Genomic DNA, 13,864 nt, shown 5'->3' on the forward strand with positions numbered 1-13,864 from the left:
CCATCAGCCATCAAACGCATGCGCCACTCGAGCAGGCCGACTCCATCGTCCATCCTGCACATAAGGTAGCTCTGCATTACGCATAGGGTAATATCAACGCCGAACAACTAAAAAAACCAGGCGTCTACAGGCGCACTTATTCAGGAGACATGACATGAAACTTCATCGCTTTCTGCGTCCCTTGCTGGCCGCTACCTTGCTGGGGGCTACAGTCACTGCGCAAGCCCAGCTCAGCATGATGCTGCCTGCCAACCCAGGCGGAGGCTGGGACTCCACAGGCCGCCAATCCATGCAGGCCATGAATGAGGCGGGCATCTACACCGGCACGGTCAGCTTTAGCAATAAAGGCGGTGCCGGCGGCACCATCGGTCTGGCCGACTTCCAGCGCTCGCAAAAGGGCAAACCCGATGCACTGGCTGTATTCGGTGCGATCACAGTCGGCTCGATTGCCATGAACAAATCCCCCATCGATTTAAGCAAGTTTCGACCTGTTGCGCGTTTGACAGCGGAATACGTTGTGCTGGCGGTCAAAGCCGACTCCCCCTACAAAAACCTGGACGATTTTGTACAAGCGATGAAAGCCAACCCTGGGGCCATGCCCGTGGGCGGTGGCTCTGCCGGTGGAACGGATCACATTGCTCTGGCCTTGCTGGCACAGCAAGGCCAGGTGCCCGTCAAAGCCCTGAACTACATCCCGCAAGCCGGCGGGGCCGATACAGTGACAGGGATCGTCAACGGGACCCTGAAGGCCGGAATCTCGGGGGCGTCCGAGTTTCAGCAATTTGCCGACAGCGGCCGCATCCGTATTCTGGCCATCTCCTCGGACAAACGGATGAAAGGCCTGGAGCAAGTGCCTACCTTCACAGAAGCTGGCTACAAGGTGGAGATTGCCAACTGGCGGGGCATTCTGGGCTCGGTGGACATGCCTGAAGAAAACTATCAGCTGTGGATTGACCACTTCACCAAACTCAGCGAAGCACCACAATGGAAAGCAACGCAGGAACGCTTGGGCTGGGAACCGTACTTTCTGGCCGGCGACAAATTCGGTGACTTCATCAAGGCAGAAACCGAGCGCACCACGACCATCCTGCAAGACGCAGGCTTGATCCAGTAAAGCAAGTCGGGGAACACACATGAGTGTAACTTCGCGTCAGCCCTGGTGGCTGGGGCTGGCGGTCATCCTGGCGGGTGCCGTCTGTCTCTACGCCTCCATGTCCCTGACTCTCAGCGCACAATATGCCGCGATCGGCCCAGGCCTGTTCGTTGCGCTGGTCGGCGTGGGACTGGTTGTTCTGGGCATTTTGTTCCTGCTGCAAATGCATCGTGGCACCGCCTTCGACAAGGAAGAGCTGGCCCAGGATCCAGGCATGGACAAGGGGCCCTTCCTGACCGTCCTGCTGGCTGCCGTGCTGCCCAGCCTGATGATGGAGCCGTTGGGCCTGCCACTCACGGCCTCAGTGTGTTTCATGCTGGTGGCACGTGCCCTAGGTTCACGTCGCGTGCTGCTGGATCTGCTCTCCGGCTTGGTACTGGGCAGCGCCTGCTGGTTTCTGTTTGGCCGCCTGGGTTTGCAACTGGGCGGCTTTCTTCCTGTGGCGGGGCTGTAATGAATACGCTTTCTTTGCTCTTGCACGGCTTTGAGGTGGCTCTGCAGCCCATGAACCTGATGTGGGCCTTGATCGGTTCGGTGCTGGGTACGGCCATCGGCATTCTGCCCGGCATTGGCCCGGCACTGACCATTGCCCTGCTGCTGCCAGTCACGGTTTCCGTGGGGCCGGTCTCAGCCTTCATCATGTTCGCCGGTGTGCTGTACGGCGCCATGTACGGAGGTTCGACCACCGCCATTTTGATCAATACCCCCGGTGAAGCGGGCTCCATGATGACCGCGCTGGAAGGCAACAAGATGGCACGCCGTGGGCGAGGCGCGGCCGCCTTGGCCACGGCCGCCATTGGCTCTTTTATTGCTGGCACCATCGCCACGCTGGCGTTGACCTTCGCCGCCCCGGCCGTGGCCGAACTGGCCTTTATTTTCACACCGGCGGACTACTTTGCCCTGACCATCATGGCATTTACCTCGGTCGCTGTGGTGATGGGAGCTTCCCGCGTCCGTGGTTTTATTTCCTTGTTTCTGGGCCTGGCTTTGGGCGTGATCGGCATCGATGCCATGACCGGGCAGGCTCGCATGACTTTCGGGCTGCCCGACCTGCTCGATGGTGTTGAGCTGACGGTGGTGCTGGTCTCGGTCTTTGCGGTGGGAGAAATTCTGTACGTGGCCAGCCGCTTTCGTCACAACGACGAGCAGATCATCCCCATCAGTGGCAAAGCTTTCATGACACGCAATGAATGGGCACGCTCATGGAAGCCCTGGTTGCGTGGCACGGTCATTGGTTTCCCGATGGGAGCGATTCCTGGCGGAGGCTCTGAGCTGCCCACCATGCTGTCCTATTCCCTGGAAAAAAACCTGTCCAAAAACAAGGACGAGTTTGGACACGGTGCAATCGAAGGCGTTGCCGGTCCCGAAGCGGCCAATAATGCCGCCGCAGCCGGAATTCTGGTGCCCTTGCTAACGCTGGGCTTGCCCACATCCGCCACCGCCGCCATTTTGCTGGTTGCCTTTCAAAACTACGGTCTGCAGCCCGGCCCTTTTCTGTTTTCCAGCAACCCCGAACTGGTCTGGGGCCTGATTGCCTCGCTGTATGTCGGCAATGCCATGCTGCTAGTGCTGAACCTGCCGCTAGTCGGCCTGTGGGTGCGTCTGCTTTATATTCCCAAACCGCAGCTTTACGCCGGAATTCTGGTCTTTGCCATGATCGGCATCTGGGGCGTGTCCGGCTCCACCTTTGAACTGGCCATGATGGCCGGCCTGGGCGTGGTCAGCTACATCATGCGGGTCTACGGCTTTCCCATTGCCCCTTTGCTGATCGGTCTGATTCTGGTGCCCTTGGCAGAAAATCAGTTGCGAACGGCCCTGGCGGCCGGACAGGGAAGTTTTCTGGTACTGCTGGAAAGTCCAGTTGCAGTGGGTTTTTATATTGCTGCCATTCTGTTTTTGAGCGTGCCATACATGCTCAAGAGCCTGCAAAAATAAGCCAAAAAAAAGCAAGCCCCGTATCCTGCGCGGCTTGCTTTCCCCCGACCAAGCCTCAAGCCAAGCGTTTATTTTGTCCCTTGCTGCGCCGCCAGATCGCGCACGGCCTGCAAGGTTTTGCTGACATGCTCATCGGGATCCATAGCCGTGTATTCGTACACAATCTTGCCTTCGGGCGAGATCACATAAGACATGCGGGCAGCCCGTTCGGTATGCGTTCCCAGTCCTGCGTCATAAGCCTTGATAACCTGGCCTGTGGTGTCCGCCCCCACCGCGAACTTGCTACCGCAAGGCCCCGTGGAGAAATCTTTCAGGGTATCGATATTGTCCGAGGACAGCCCGATAACCGTGGCGCCAAAATAAGCGTACTCATCAATCGCCTCGGCGAAAGTATGCGCTTCAATGGTGCAACCTTTGGTGAACGCAGCGGGATAAAAGTACAGCACCACCGGCCCATTTTTCAGGGCTTCTTTCAAGGAGAAATCAAAGGTTTTACCGGCCAGAGCGGCCTGCACGGTAAAGTCCGGCGCGGGTGTGCCCACGTCCAAAGCGGCCTGTGCGCCACCTGCCCCCGCCAGCAGGGACAAACCCAAAGAGAAAGCTGCTATTGCCTGCTTCATGCCATTACCTCCGTATGTGTGCGCTGCACCAGCAAGCAGCGTAATCCGCACAGGCATGAAAGCACAAGGCCTGGTTTTCCGGCCCGATCAGGGATGAACGATGCCGCTCCACAGCAGGACAAACACATTGTGGGGTGCGTCATGGCGGGCCAGACGGCCAGCTCGAATCAGCCTGGCGGCCTTGCCCAGCAAGGCAAACAAGGACTCGCATAACCAACTGGCCGCCAGATCGCGCCGCAAGTCCCCGCTTTCCTGCCACTGTTGGAACTGCTCAATCAACGCCTGTCGTACCGCTTCAGTGCGAGCCGTGGAATACTCCTCTACCTGCAACTGGCGCTCAACGTACATGTACAGATCCACAATAGGCAGCAGTTCCTGGATTAGTCGTTGAATGACTTCTTGTGGACTTCCCTCGCACAAGCGGGCGCGCTCAATAGCCTGCTCCGCACTATTTACCCCTTCCTGGAAGATCTCCATCATCATGGCTTCACGAGACGGGAAGTAGCGGCACAGGGTTGCGCGACTCAAGCCTACCAGACCGGCCAATTGCCCCATGGACGCCCGCGGCTGGTCGGCCAAAGCGCTTACAAGGCGCAATAGCAATTCCTCGCGAGGCCGAGGCTTTGCTGCAGTCATAATTCTTCCCCTAGGTAATACAGGACTGGATCGGGCACGGGCTATTGCCAGATCGCTGCGAATCGGTCTTCTTGTTTGGCACCACTGGAGAGCAGGAAAACGAACAGGCACGCTACCTGGGTGGAGCGTGCGCTAGTGTAACGTCATTCATTGAGAAACCGTATTTCACCCATGGAATAATGACTATGCGGGTGATTTTTTAAACGCTCAGACCGGCACGCGGAGCCGGCCAGAAAGCATCTGTCAGCAAGGTATCCGGATCCAGATCCAAAGGGCCGGGCCGGGTCTCCGGCACGCAGCGGCGCAAGGCTTGCTGCATCCGGTGCAAGGCCAGTTCGCCCGTGGCCCCGGCAGTGACCCGATCCCACCAGAAGCGATGCACATGGCGTACCTGCACGGGTACGCTAGGCAGGCCCAGCCTCTGGGCCATGGCCAATCGGTGCAGACCACGATTAATTTTCAGAATACGGCCATCACGGGAGATCACCACTCCCAAGGCATCTTTGCCGCGCCTGGGATCAAAGCCATCACGAGCCATCTCATCCAGAAAACCCAGGTAAATACGCAGGTACTCAATAATCTTCTCCGGCGTATCCAGAAATACACCTTGCTGATACGACTCCCAAGGATTGCCCTGTTCAATACGCTTCATCAGCTTTTTGAAACGCGCCGTTTGTTCCAGCTGATGCCGGTTTTCATCCAGATCGCTGATCAGGGAGTAACGCGTTCCGACGCGCAAATCTTCACGTCGCTGGTCCCAGCTTCCCTCCCAGATAAAGGCCAGGGAGGACGGCCGTTTTTCCTCTTTGCGAGGCGCCTGAATGGCCATGCGGATCAGCTCGCGCGGGTTCACATGCAGGGTTAAGGCCTGCTCCCCCAAGGTTTCATGGACGATGTGACGCGGCAGGCCAAACGCCTCGATCCGACGGCTGCCAGCTTTGCTGTGCATCCAGCGCTGCAGCATGATGCGGCCCAAGGGGAAACCCAAGTACTGCTGGGTCTTGTCCCGGCTATGGGCCACCCAATGGGCCAGCAGCACGCGCTGCCGAATCTCGGGCGCCGCCAAGCTGCTAAAAGCGGCATCCGCGCCGGGGCCCAGCAAGGCTTCGCGATTCGATTGACGCAACTCACGCGGATGAGTCATGCGCTTTCCATGACGGTTCACAGTTTTCCTCCCAAGCACTCGCAGCCCTGGCCGCCCCCAACAAAGCACAGCGGCCCAGAACGACTGACAGTGGCCTTATTGAGCAATCACAATACCAAATGATACATAATAGTCTCAAATAATACATATTTTTATCGAGCCGATTCTCCACAAACCGCAAGGCTGACAAAGATCAAACCGGCCCCACACCGCATCCTTACCTGTTCAGACACACACGCCTCAACATCACTACGCTCCCGCTGTTATCCGACAGGACGAGCTTCCTGAAACGCACGCTGCAAAAAAAAAGCCCCTGCCAAGGCAGGGGCTTGTTCAAACAGAGCCAGAAAGTCAGATCACTCAGGCAGCCTTACGAGCGCCTCGTACAAAGTAAATCACGACCAATGCAAGCAGGAACGGCACACCAAACAGCAAGGTGTAGTGAAAGATATTGATGAACCAGGTAGTCACCAAAATCGCCACAATGCCAATCAAGCCCAGCAAGGTGCCGATGGGATAGGCCGGCATACGGAAACGTAGCTGCACACCGTCCTGTGCCACGCGGCGGCGGAAGAACAAATGAGTCAGGAAGATCATGCCCCATGTGAACAAAGCGCCAAACATGGACAAGGCAATCATCACCGGAAAGGCGGTTTCCGGATTGTTGGCATACACCACTGCGGCCACGGCCACACCGCTGGCCGATAAAGCCAGGGCATTCAAGGGCACACCATTGCGCGCCACCTTGCCCAGCGCAGCGGGCGCATCATCGGCACGCGACAGGCTGAACATCATGCGGGTCGAGATATAGAGCATGCTGTTCATGGCCGACAAGGCCGCAATAATCACAATGAAGTTCAGGATACTGTCTGCATAGGGAATGCCGACGGACTGCATCACCGTAATGAAAGGACTGGTTGTGCCTTCCGCTACCAGCACCTGCCAAGGCACCAGCATCACGATAAGCGACAAGGACAGCAGGTAGAAAATGATCAAGCGCCAGATGGTGGCCTTGAAGGCCTGGCGCACGGCTTGCTCGGGGTTTTCTGCCTCGCCCGCCGCCACGGCAATCATCTCGATACTCAGATAGCTGAAGATGGAAATGATCACCCCTACCCACACCCCATACCAGCCATTGGGCATGAAGCCACCCTGGCCAAACAGGTTTTCCTGTACCTGTGCGGGCTTGTAATAGCCCGTCAACATGCCAATGGCCAGCACGATGAAAGCAATAATGGCAAACACCTTGATCAGGGCAAACCAATACTCCACCGAGCCAAAAGCCTTGACGCTGTAGGCATTGACGGCAATCAGCACGGCCGAGAAAAAGGCGATCCAGATCCAGGGTGAGACGTCCGGGAACCAGAACTTCATATAGTCCGCCACCGCCGTCACCTCGGTGCCCACGGCCAGAACAATGCAGGCCCAATAGCTGTAGCGCACCAGGAACCCGGCCAGCGGATGAATATAGAACTCCGCATAGGCTCCAAAAGAGCCCGATGTGGGGTGTTCCACCGTCATCTCGGCCAGGCAGCCCATCAGGACCAGAGCAATGAAGCCGCCAATCACATAACTCAGTACAACGCCGGGACCAGCAAAGCCAATGGCAAATTTGCTGCCCAGGAACAAGCCGGTACCGATGGCGCCCCCGATCGCAATCATGCTCATTTGGCGGGCACTCAGTTTTTTATGCAGCCCGGCTTCGCGCGATTGAATTTGCTCAAATCGGCTCATGTCTCCTCCTTTATGCTTATTTTTTATATCAGCCTGATCAGGTCACCTTGGAGCGTGTTTTATAGGCGGGCTTGTCCCATTCCTTATCGGTCAGTACCGCCTTGATATGCTGCACAGCCTGCCAAATATCCACAAAAGACAGATACAAGGGCGTAACACCAAAGCGCATCACTTCAGGCTCGCGGTAGTCCCCAATCACACCACGGGCGATCAGGGCCTGCACCACGGCATAGCCTTGCTCATGGGCAAAACTGACATGGCTGCCACGGTAGTGGTGATCGCGTGGAGTCACCAGACGCAGGCCAAATTCCGCACATTCCTGTTCCACCAACGCGATGAACAAGTCCGTCAGCGCCAGGGATTTACGGCGCACCGCCTGCAGGTCGGTTTGCAGGAACACGTCCACACCGCAAGCCACCAGGCTCAAGGAAACAATGGGCTGAGTACCGCACAAGAAACGCTCGATACCGTTGGCGGCTTCATATGACGGGCTCATGGCAAAAGGGTGCTTGTGGCCCCACCAGCCGGACAAGGGCTGGCTGATCTGGCCCATCAGCTTGGGGTTCACCCACAGCAGGGCCGGAGCACCCGGACCGGCGTTCAGGTACTTGTAGGTGCAGCCAATGGCAAAGTCGGACTCGCTGTCTTTCAGCTCGATAGGCAAGGCACCCACGGAGTGGCACAAATCCCAGATCAACAGGCCATTGTGTTCATGCACCAGGCGGTTGGTCGCCTGCATATCGTGCAAGTAACCCGTGCGGTAATTCACATGGGACAGCACCACCACAGCGGTTTCATCATTAACGGCTGTTTGCAGGTCTGCCGGGTCATCAATCAATTCAAGCCTATAGTCTTTGCCAAAGAAGGCGTTAAACCCTTCAATGATGTAAAGATCCGTAGGGAAGGAATCACGCTCGGCCAGGATCACTTTCTTTTCCGGATGGCGCTCTTTTTGCAAATTGACGGCGGCAGCCAGCACCTTGAACAGATTGACCGAGGTGCTGTCGCTGACGATGGTTTCACCTTGACCGGCACCGATCAGGGGCGACATCTGGTCGCCCAGACGCACGGGCAAGGTCCACCAGCCTGCCTTGTTCCAGCTATTGATCAGGTCGGTACGCCATTCCTGAGCAATAACTTCCTGGGCGCGCTCCATGGCGTGTCGGGGCATGGCGCCCAGCGAATTCCCGTCCAGATAAATCGTGTTGGGTGGCAGGTCGAACTTGGCTTTGAAGGCAGCCAGTTCATCGGCCTGATCCCACTGCTCGCATTGCTGCAAGGTAATCATATTCATGCTCCTCGATTCTGCTTTTTAAGCTATTTAGTCTAGCACCGAGCCTCTGGTAAATTATTCCAAAGCGATGAAGATTATGATTAATACTGGAAGAAAATTCGGTTTTTAAAAACCTTTTTCATAGAAAATTCTAAAACATGAGACTAGATGAGACAGACCTGAAAATCCTGCGTCTTTTACAGGACAACGGCAGGCTCAGCAACCAGGAACTAGCTGACCTGGTAGCCCTTTCGCCCTCCTCCTGCCACCGGCGCGTAAAGATTCTGGAGCAGGAAGGCTTCATCGAAAACTACAGCGCCAACTTGAGCGCAGGCAAACTGGGCTTTGCCATTGAAGCCTTTGTGGAAGTGAATATCGGTCAGCTCAACGAGAGCGAGCATCAGTACCTGAGCAAAGCACTGGCTACCATGGATGAAGTGCTCCATGCCTACATCGTGACCGGGCAGGCAAACTACATGCTGCACATACGCACGCGCAACTTCGAGACTTTTTCCAATTTTGTCATTCACAAGCTCAACACACTGCGCGGCGTCACCAAGATCCATTCGCAGATCGTGCTGTCTTGCATCAAGGCCAAGGGGCAACGCTTGCCTGTGTAAACCGGCTACCGGCAAGGTCTGGCCAGGTGCCAGACCCCGGACTTAGTCGTAGTTCAGTTTGAAGCGTCGCTTGAAATGCTCGCTGCGCCACCAGCCCTTGCCGCTTTGCACCGGTTTGTTATCGGTATTGAACAGATCAATACGCTGCACAATCACGGCCTGGTTCTCCTTGATCCAGAGCTGCTTGGCCATGTCTGCCGACGCATTGGCCATGCTGATCTCTTCTTGCGCATGCTTGATGGGCACATTCAGCACGCCAGTCAGCATCTCCACCATGGTGTGTGTTTCCAGAGCCTGTTGCTCGATACGTTCTCCTATCGAGCGTAGCAAGTAGTTCTCAGCAAAATAAAGGGGCACCGCTGACCTGTAGCGCACCGCTTGCAGCTTATAAACCGGCTCATCGGAAGCGAAAAACTCAGCAATATCTGCCGGAGGGGTGACCAGCCCCCAACTGGCAATCTGAGTGGTGGTGTCTTTGCCCAACTGCACCAGGTCATTGATGGAACTCAGCTCCCAGGAGCCGGTGTTCTTGCGTTCCAGCACAAAGGAGCCTCGGCTGGGAAAACGCTCGATCAAGCCATTGCGCGTCAAGATCGCCAGGCCCTGACGCACGGTGATGCGGCTGACGCCGAACATCCCCCCTAGCTCGGCCTCTGTAGGCAAGCGGTCGCCGGGCTTCAAGCGACCGTCCTGGATATAGCGGGTCAGCTTGTCAGCAAGCTGCTCATACAGTGGTTTTGTACTCACTTTTTTATCTCATCCCTGTTGATGACGCTCTGCTGCTGGCTCTCCCTACGTGTTGTGTTCCACCTGCGGTATCAACAGAAAATCGTTGGTTCCCCTGCCAGTAAGCCGTCTTCTTATTCGCGTTCCAGCAGGCCCTTGATCAGAAACATCTCGGCCTCATGGACACAGGAAATCTGCTCCCATGCCGCATCGCTTTGTGTAGCCAAACGCCAGGTCAGCAAGCTCACTACACATTTGTCTGCGCCCAGCTTGAGCACCTCGCCTGGAATAACGCGCGACATATTACGAAACTGCATCGCCTCCTTGCTGGCGCCCACCTCGTAATCCACCTGAAAGCGGTCTGCGTCCACATTCAGGCGCACATAGGTTTCCTGGCCGCTAAAGACCGAGGTCCCCCTGAACAGGCCCGGTTCCACTTCGCTGCGATTCGCACTGCCCCAGGCCCACTGACCTTGCAAGATGCCATCGGACATGATTTCAAAAGCGACCTTAGCCGGGCGCTCCACCAGGATGCTACTGGAATGACAATGTGGATCTTTCACGTACTTGCTCCTGTGACCACTGCTTATTGTTATGACAATGTTTTTATTGTCATGCCAAAGGAAAACCGATACTAGACGGGAAAACACGTACAGTTCAGCGAAAGATTGTCCATAACAAAGCCGCTGCCTCTCAACCCGGAGACGCAGCGGCTTTGAAACCTGAAGCAAAGCGCTATCAGGCGATGGACTACTGTCAGTTATGTCCTAACTTGCCGTCACCCACTGCTGGATGAAAGCGCGCAGCTCGTCGGGGCTGGAGGCCACACCCCCAGGTACCCGATAAACCTTTTCCAAAGGCCCCACCATCTCCTGCAGGGCAGGCAGATTGGCAGGGTCATCGCACATCATCACAATCCCGCGGCAATAACGACCGAAGCCTTCACGATGTGCCTTTAACCACAACACCGCTTTCTTGCGCCCTTCCGGGTCGCCGGGAGTGGAAGGATCGGGCAGGCTTTCGTAGACCAGAACGAACTCTTTTTCGGCCTTGATCAGGGTTTCCATATCGTCCAGCCATTGCGTGGCCAGCTCCAGGGTCAAGGGGAACTCGCGCACCCTTGCTATCGGCAAAGCGGATGTATCCAGAAACTGGGTGGAAAAGTCAGGAGAAATGTCTTGCTCACTCATTGCTAAAGCTCCTTGAATGAGGGCTGTCATGCCCAATTGCAGTATGCCCTCCATCTCGACCTCCTCCACGACCCGTTCCACGGCTGCACGTGGCTCCCGGCCAGCCACGGCATAGACCGTATCGGCAACCGCCAGGCAATGAAAGGCCACCGTTCCCATCAAGTAACGCGAGCGCTCGAAGGACACGCCATAAGCCTGGGCAATGTGCTCTTGATGCTCCCGGATCTTGTCCAGCATGGAAGGAGTCGCCACCAGCCTGCGTATCACATAGGGCGTGATGCCCGGATTGGCTTTCACAAAAGCCTGTGTCGCCGCACTGAACAGCTGCAGATAGTCCTCCAGGCTGTCTTGAACCGGAATCGTGGCCCGAGGCACTTGCCAGCGGCTGAAAATTTCTTCGGCCACCAGTTGTTTAAGCCCTTCCAGATTGCCCACATGCTTGTACAGCGCCATCTGGCTGACACCCAAAGCGGCCGCTACCCCCACAAAGGTGATGTTGGGCAGGCCAATCTGAATGCCAGCGTCGGCAATCCGTGCTCGGGTGATGGTGGGAGGACGTCCGCGTGGCGCGGGTGCCTGAGGGGTTGGCATATCTATGTTGACCCTTTTGATGGCAGCAGCGTGCTAGTACCTGCCACTGCCTCTTATTTAATTTATGAAACTCTACTAATTAGAAGCCTAGTTTACATCCACGATAATGATTCTCAATATCATTTTTTGCAAAGCGAGTGTTCCCGCTGATGAAGTCGCAAGACATCGACCTGAACGAGCAACAGCGTAACCCGATTCCTCCCGCCCCATCCTGGCAAAAATAGTCAGGAACAGAGACTTTTCACGCCTGAAAACCGTGTGACAGCCCCTGCCCGTTCCACCTCTTATTTCTGGTTTTTGACCAAAATTGGTCTGACCAATTAATTGGATAAAAAATTGTTTATTCTTGAATCGTTAGGGTAAACACTTAGATTCAATAAAATAATCCTTTCTATACAATGCGCTCTGTTCTTGACGATCTCAAGAAATGGTCAGACCAATTTAACGACCTTCAGGCTCGCTTGCGATACAAGCGCCTCCCATTTGCTCCTGCGGAGATAGAACAACATGCAACAAGCGTGGCTGCAGCAATACGATCCCACCGGCAATATCTGGCTGTCGGCACTGATCGCCCTTATTCCGATCATCTTTTTTTTCCTGGCCCTGACCAAGTTGCGCATGAAGGGGTATATGGCAGGGACGATTACCGTCTTGCTGGCCCTGGGCGTTGCCCTGTTTTTCTATCGCATGCCGGTTTCCACTGCGCTGGCCTCGGTGGTGTATGGCTTTTTCTATGGGCTGTGGCCGATCGCCTGGATCATTGTGGCCGCCGTTTTTCTGTACAAGATTTCGGTCAAGACCGGTCAGTTCGACATCATTCGCGCCTCCATCCTGTCCGTCACGCCTGACCAGCGCCTGCAACTGATCCTGGTGGGCTTTTGCTTTGGCGCCTTCCTGGAAGGGGCAGCCGGTTTTGGTGCGCCCGTTGCCATTACTGCCGCCTTGCTGGCTGGCCTGGGTTTCCGCCCCTTGTACGCGGCCGGTCTGTGTCTGATTGCCAATACCGCCCCGGTGGCATTCGGTGCCATGGGTATTCCTATCATCGTGGCCGGTCAGGTATCGGGTATTGATCCCTTTGAAATCGGCCAGATGGCTGGTCGCCAACTGCCTTTCATGACGGTGCTCGTGCTGTTCTGGCTGATGGCCATCATGGACGGCTGGCGCGGTATCAAGGAAACCTGGCCTGCCGTGCTGGTCGGTGGCGGCTCCTTCGCGCTGGTGCAGTTCCTGACCGCCAACTACATTGGCCCCGAGCTGCCGGACATTACCTCGGCTCTGGTTTCCCTGGTTGTGCTGACCCTGTTCCTGAAAGTGTGGCAACCCAAGCGTATCTTCCGTTTTGAAACACAAGAAGGCTCGCCTGCCCAGGACAATCTGGCCGATCAGGCCCCTACCGTGCTGAGCACTGGCCGCATCATCAAAGCATGGTCGCCCTTCATCATCCTGACCGCCATGGTCACGATCTGGAGTGTGCAGCCTTTCAAAGCCTTGTTTGCTGCCAATGGCCCGCTGGCGTCGACCATCGTGAATATTCCTGTGCCCTTCCTGCACAATCTGGTCGACAAGGCCCCACCCGTCGTGGCCTCGGCCACTCCGTATGGCGCGGTCTACTCCTTTAACTGGCTCTCTGCCACCGGCACCGCCATTCTGATTGCCGCCTTGCTGACTATCCTCTTTTTGCGCATGAAACCCGCAAAAGCGGTGGAAACCTTGGGCGAAACCTTCAAGGAACTGGCTGTACCGATCTACTCGATTGGCATGGTGCTGGCCTTTGCCTTTATCGCCAACTACTCCGGCCTGTCCGCAACTTTGGCGCTGGCCCTGGCTCACACCGGCAAAGCCTTCACCTTCTTCTCGCCCTTCCTGGGCTGGATCGGTGTGTTCCTGACTGGTTCCGACACCTCTGCCAACGCCTTGTTTGGTGCCTTGCAGGCAACCACGGCACAGCAGCTGGGTCTGCCTGAAGTGCTGATGGTGGCCGCCAACACCACAGGTGGTGTGACCGGCAAGATGATCTCGCCCCAGTCGATCGCCATTGCCTGCGCGGCAGTGGGTCTGGCCGGCAAAGAATCCGATCTGTTCCGCTTTACCGTGAAACACAGCTTGATCTTTGCGGTTCTGATTGGCCTGCTGACTACCCTGCAAGCCTATGTGTTACCTTGGATGATTCCCTAAGGGCCCGCCCTCATCCTTCATCTGCAAGGCGCGTATACGCGTGCCTTGCAGATTTATTTTTCCGGTA

The 13,864-nt window shown here is 56.2% G+C and carries 13 protein-coding genes; 5 read left to right on the forward strand and 8 right to left on the reverse strand.

Translation table 11 applies throughout. From position 1 onward, the window contains the following. Positions 1-154: 154 nt before the first annotated feature. The 3 genes from N879_RS11840 to N879_RS11850 are packed head-to-tail and all read left to right on the forward strand — an operon-like array spanning position 155 to position 3,088. Positions 155-1,114 (forward strand): Bug family tripartite tricarboxylate transporter substrate binding protein, encoded by a 960-nt coding sequence (locus N879_RS11840; protein ID WP_009463174.1) that lies wholly within the window; start codon positions 155-157, stop codon positions 1,112-1,114. A 19-nt stretch (positions 1,115-1,133) separates the two neighbouring features. Then, a complete protein-coding gene (locus N879_RS11845) occupies positions 1,134-1,607 on the forward strand; it encodes a tripartite tricarboxylate transporter TctB family protein (protein ID WP_009463172.1) in 474 nt (157 codons plus the stop codon). Further along, positions 1,607-3,088: a tripartite tricarboxylate transporter permease gene (locus tag N879_RS11850; RefSeq protein ID WP_009463170.1), complete on the forward strand. Its 1,482-nt coding sequence runs from the start codon at positions 1,607-1,609 to the stop codon at positions 3,086-3,088. The genes N879_RS11845 and N879_RS11850 overlap by 1 nt, the downstream gene beginning before the upstream one ends. A gap of 68 nt (positions 3,089-3,156) precedes the next feature. Here N879_RS11850 and N879_RS11855 read toward each other — a convergent pair whose 3' ends face one another. The 5 genes from N879_RS11855 to kynU all read right to left on the reverse strand — a co-directional run bounded on the left by N879_RS11855 (position 3,157) and on the right by kynU (position 8,510). Continuing rightward, positions 3,157-3,708 (reverse strand): peroxiredoxin, encoded by a 552-nt coding sequence (locus N879_RS11855; RefSeq protein WP_009463168.1) that lies wholly within the window; start codon positions 3,706-3,708, stop codon positions 3,157-3,159. A gap of 87 nt (positions 3,709-3,795) precedes the next feature. Continuing rightward, positions 3,796-4,305 (reverse strand): TetR/AcrR family transcriptional regulator, encoded by a 510-nt coding sequence (locus N879_RS11860; RefSeq protein ID WP_152978317.1) that lies wholly within the window; start codon positions 4,303-4,305, stop codon positions 3,796-3,798. A gap of 238 nt (positions 4,306-4,543) precedes the next feature. Further along, a complete protein-coding gene (locus tag N879_RS11865; RefSeq protein ID WP_009463164.1) occupies positions 4,544-5,488 on the reverse strand; it encodes a hypothetical protein in 945 nt (314 codons plus the stop codon). Between the two features lie 360 nt (positions 5,489-5,848). Further along, positions 5,849-7,222, reverse strand: a complete 1,374-nt coding sequence (locus N879_RS11870) for an amino acid permease (protein ID WP_021447020.1) — start codon at positions 7,220-7,222, stop codon at positions 5,849-5,851. Between the two features lie 37 nt (positions 7,223-7,259). Then, a complete protein-coding gene (gene kynU / locus N879_RS11875) occupies positions 7,260-8,510 on the reverse strand; it encodes a kynureninase (protein WP_009463162.1) in 1,251 nt (416 codons plus the stop codon). A gap of 143 nt (positions 8,511-8,653) precedes the next feature. On the opposite strand from kynU, the gene N879_RS11880 reads away from it, so the two are divergent. Then, complete coding sequence (locus N879_RS11880) at positions 8,654-9,115, forward strand: Lrp/AsnC family transcriptional regulator (RefSeq protein WP_021447021.1); 462 nt, start codon at positions 8,654-8,656, stop codon at positions 9,113-9,115. A gap of 42 nt (positions 9,116-9,157) precedes the next feature. Here the strand turns inward: N879_RS11880 and N879_RS11885 are convergent, their stop codons facing one another. From N879_RS11885 to N879_RS20780, 3 genes are all read right to left on the reverse strand, one after another. Continuing rightward, the gene (locus N879_RS11885; RefSeq protein ID WP_009462553.1) at positions 9,158-9,862 is read right to left on the reverse strand and encodes a GntR family transcriptional regulator; all 705 of its coding nucleotides are present in this window, start codon (positions 9,860-9,862) and stop codon (positions 9,158-9,160) included. Positions 9,863-9,975: 113 nt separating this feature from the next. After that, positions 9,976-10,404 (reverse strand): hypothetical protein, encoded by a 429-nt coding sequence (locus N879_RS11890; RefSeq protein WP_009462554.1) that lies wholly within the window; start codon positions 10,402-10,404, stop codon positions 9,976-9,978. A gap of 204 nt (positions 10,405-10,608) precedes the next feature. Beyond that, positions 10,609-11,622 carry a TetR/AcrR family transcriptional regulator gene (locus N879_RS20780; protein ID WP_021447022.1) on the reverse strand — a complete coding sequence of 338 codons (1,014 nt, stop codon included), beginning with the start codon at positions 11,620-11,622 and terminating at the stop codon, positions 10,609-10,611. A 507-nt stretch (positions 11,623-12,129) separates the two neighbouring features. Here N879_RS20780 and lldP point away from each other — a divergent pair. Continuing rightward, complete coding sequence (gene lldP / locus N879_RS11900; RefSeq protein ID WP_021447023.1) at positions 12,130-13,797, forward strand: L-lactate permease; 1,668 nt, start codon at positions 12,130-12,132, stop codon at positions 13,795-13,797. Positions 13,798-13,864 lie beyond the last annotated feature (67 nt).

It is taken from the genome of Alcaligenes sp. EGD-AK7, from assembly GCF_000465875.3.
Lineage (GTDB): Bacteria > Pseudomonadota > Gammaproteobacteria > Burkholderiales > Burkholderiaceae_B > Alcaligenes > Alcaligenes phenolicus.

Bases quoted from the DNA above. Each gene is read 5' to 3' on its own strand.
- N879_RS20780 (WP_021447022.1), bottom strand. From the start codon at position 11,622: ATGCCAACCCCTCAGGCACCCGCGCCACGCGGACGTCCTCCCACCATC.
- N879_RS11850 (WP_009463170.1), top strand. From the start codon at position 1,607: ATGAATACGCTTTCTTTGCTCTTGCACGGCTTTGAGGTGGCTCTGCAG.
- N879_RS11865 (WP_009463164.1), bottom strand. From the start codon at position 5,488: ATGACTCATCCGCGTGAGTTGCGTCAATCGAATCGCGAAGCCTTGCTG.
- kynU (WP_009463162.1), bottom strand. From the start codon at position 8,510: ATGATTACCTTGCAGCAATGCGAGCAGTGGGATCAGGCCGATGAACTG.
- N879_RS11840 (WP_009463174.1), top strand. From the start codon at position 155: ATGAAACTTCATCGCTTTCTGCGTCCCTTGCTGGCCGCTACCTTGCTG.
- lldP (WP_021447023.1), top strand. From the start codon at position 12,130: ATGCAACAAGCGTGGCTGCAGCAATACGATCCCACCGGCAATATCTGG.
- N879_RS11845 (WP_009463172.1), top strand. From the start codon at position 1,134: ATGAGTGTAACTTCGCGTCAGCCCTGGTGGCTGGGGCTGGCGGTCATC.
- N879_RS11880 (WP_021447021.1), top strand. From the start codon at position 8,654: ATGAGACTAGATGAGACAGACCTGAAAATCCTGCGTCTTTTACAGGAC.
- N879_RS11870 (WP_021447020.1), bottom strand. From the start codon at position 7,222: ATGAGCCGATTTGAGCAAATTCAATCGCGCGAAGCCGGGCTGCATAAA.
- N879_RS11855 (WP_009463168.1), bottom strand. From the start codon at position 3,708: ATGAAGCAGGCAATAGCAGCTTTCTCTTTGGGTTTGTCCCTGCTGGCG.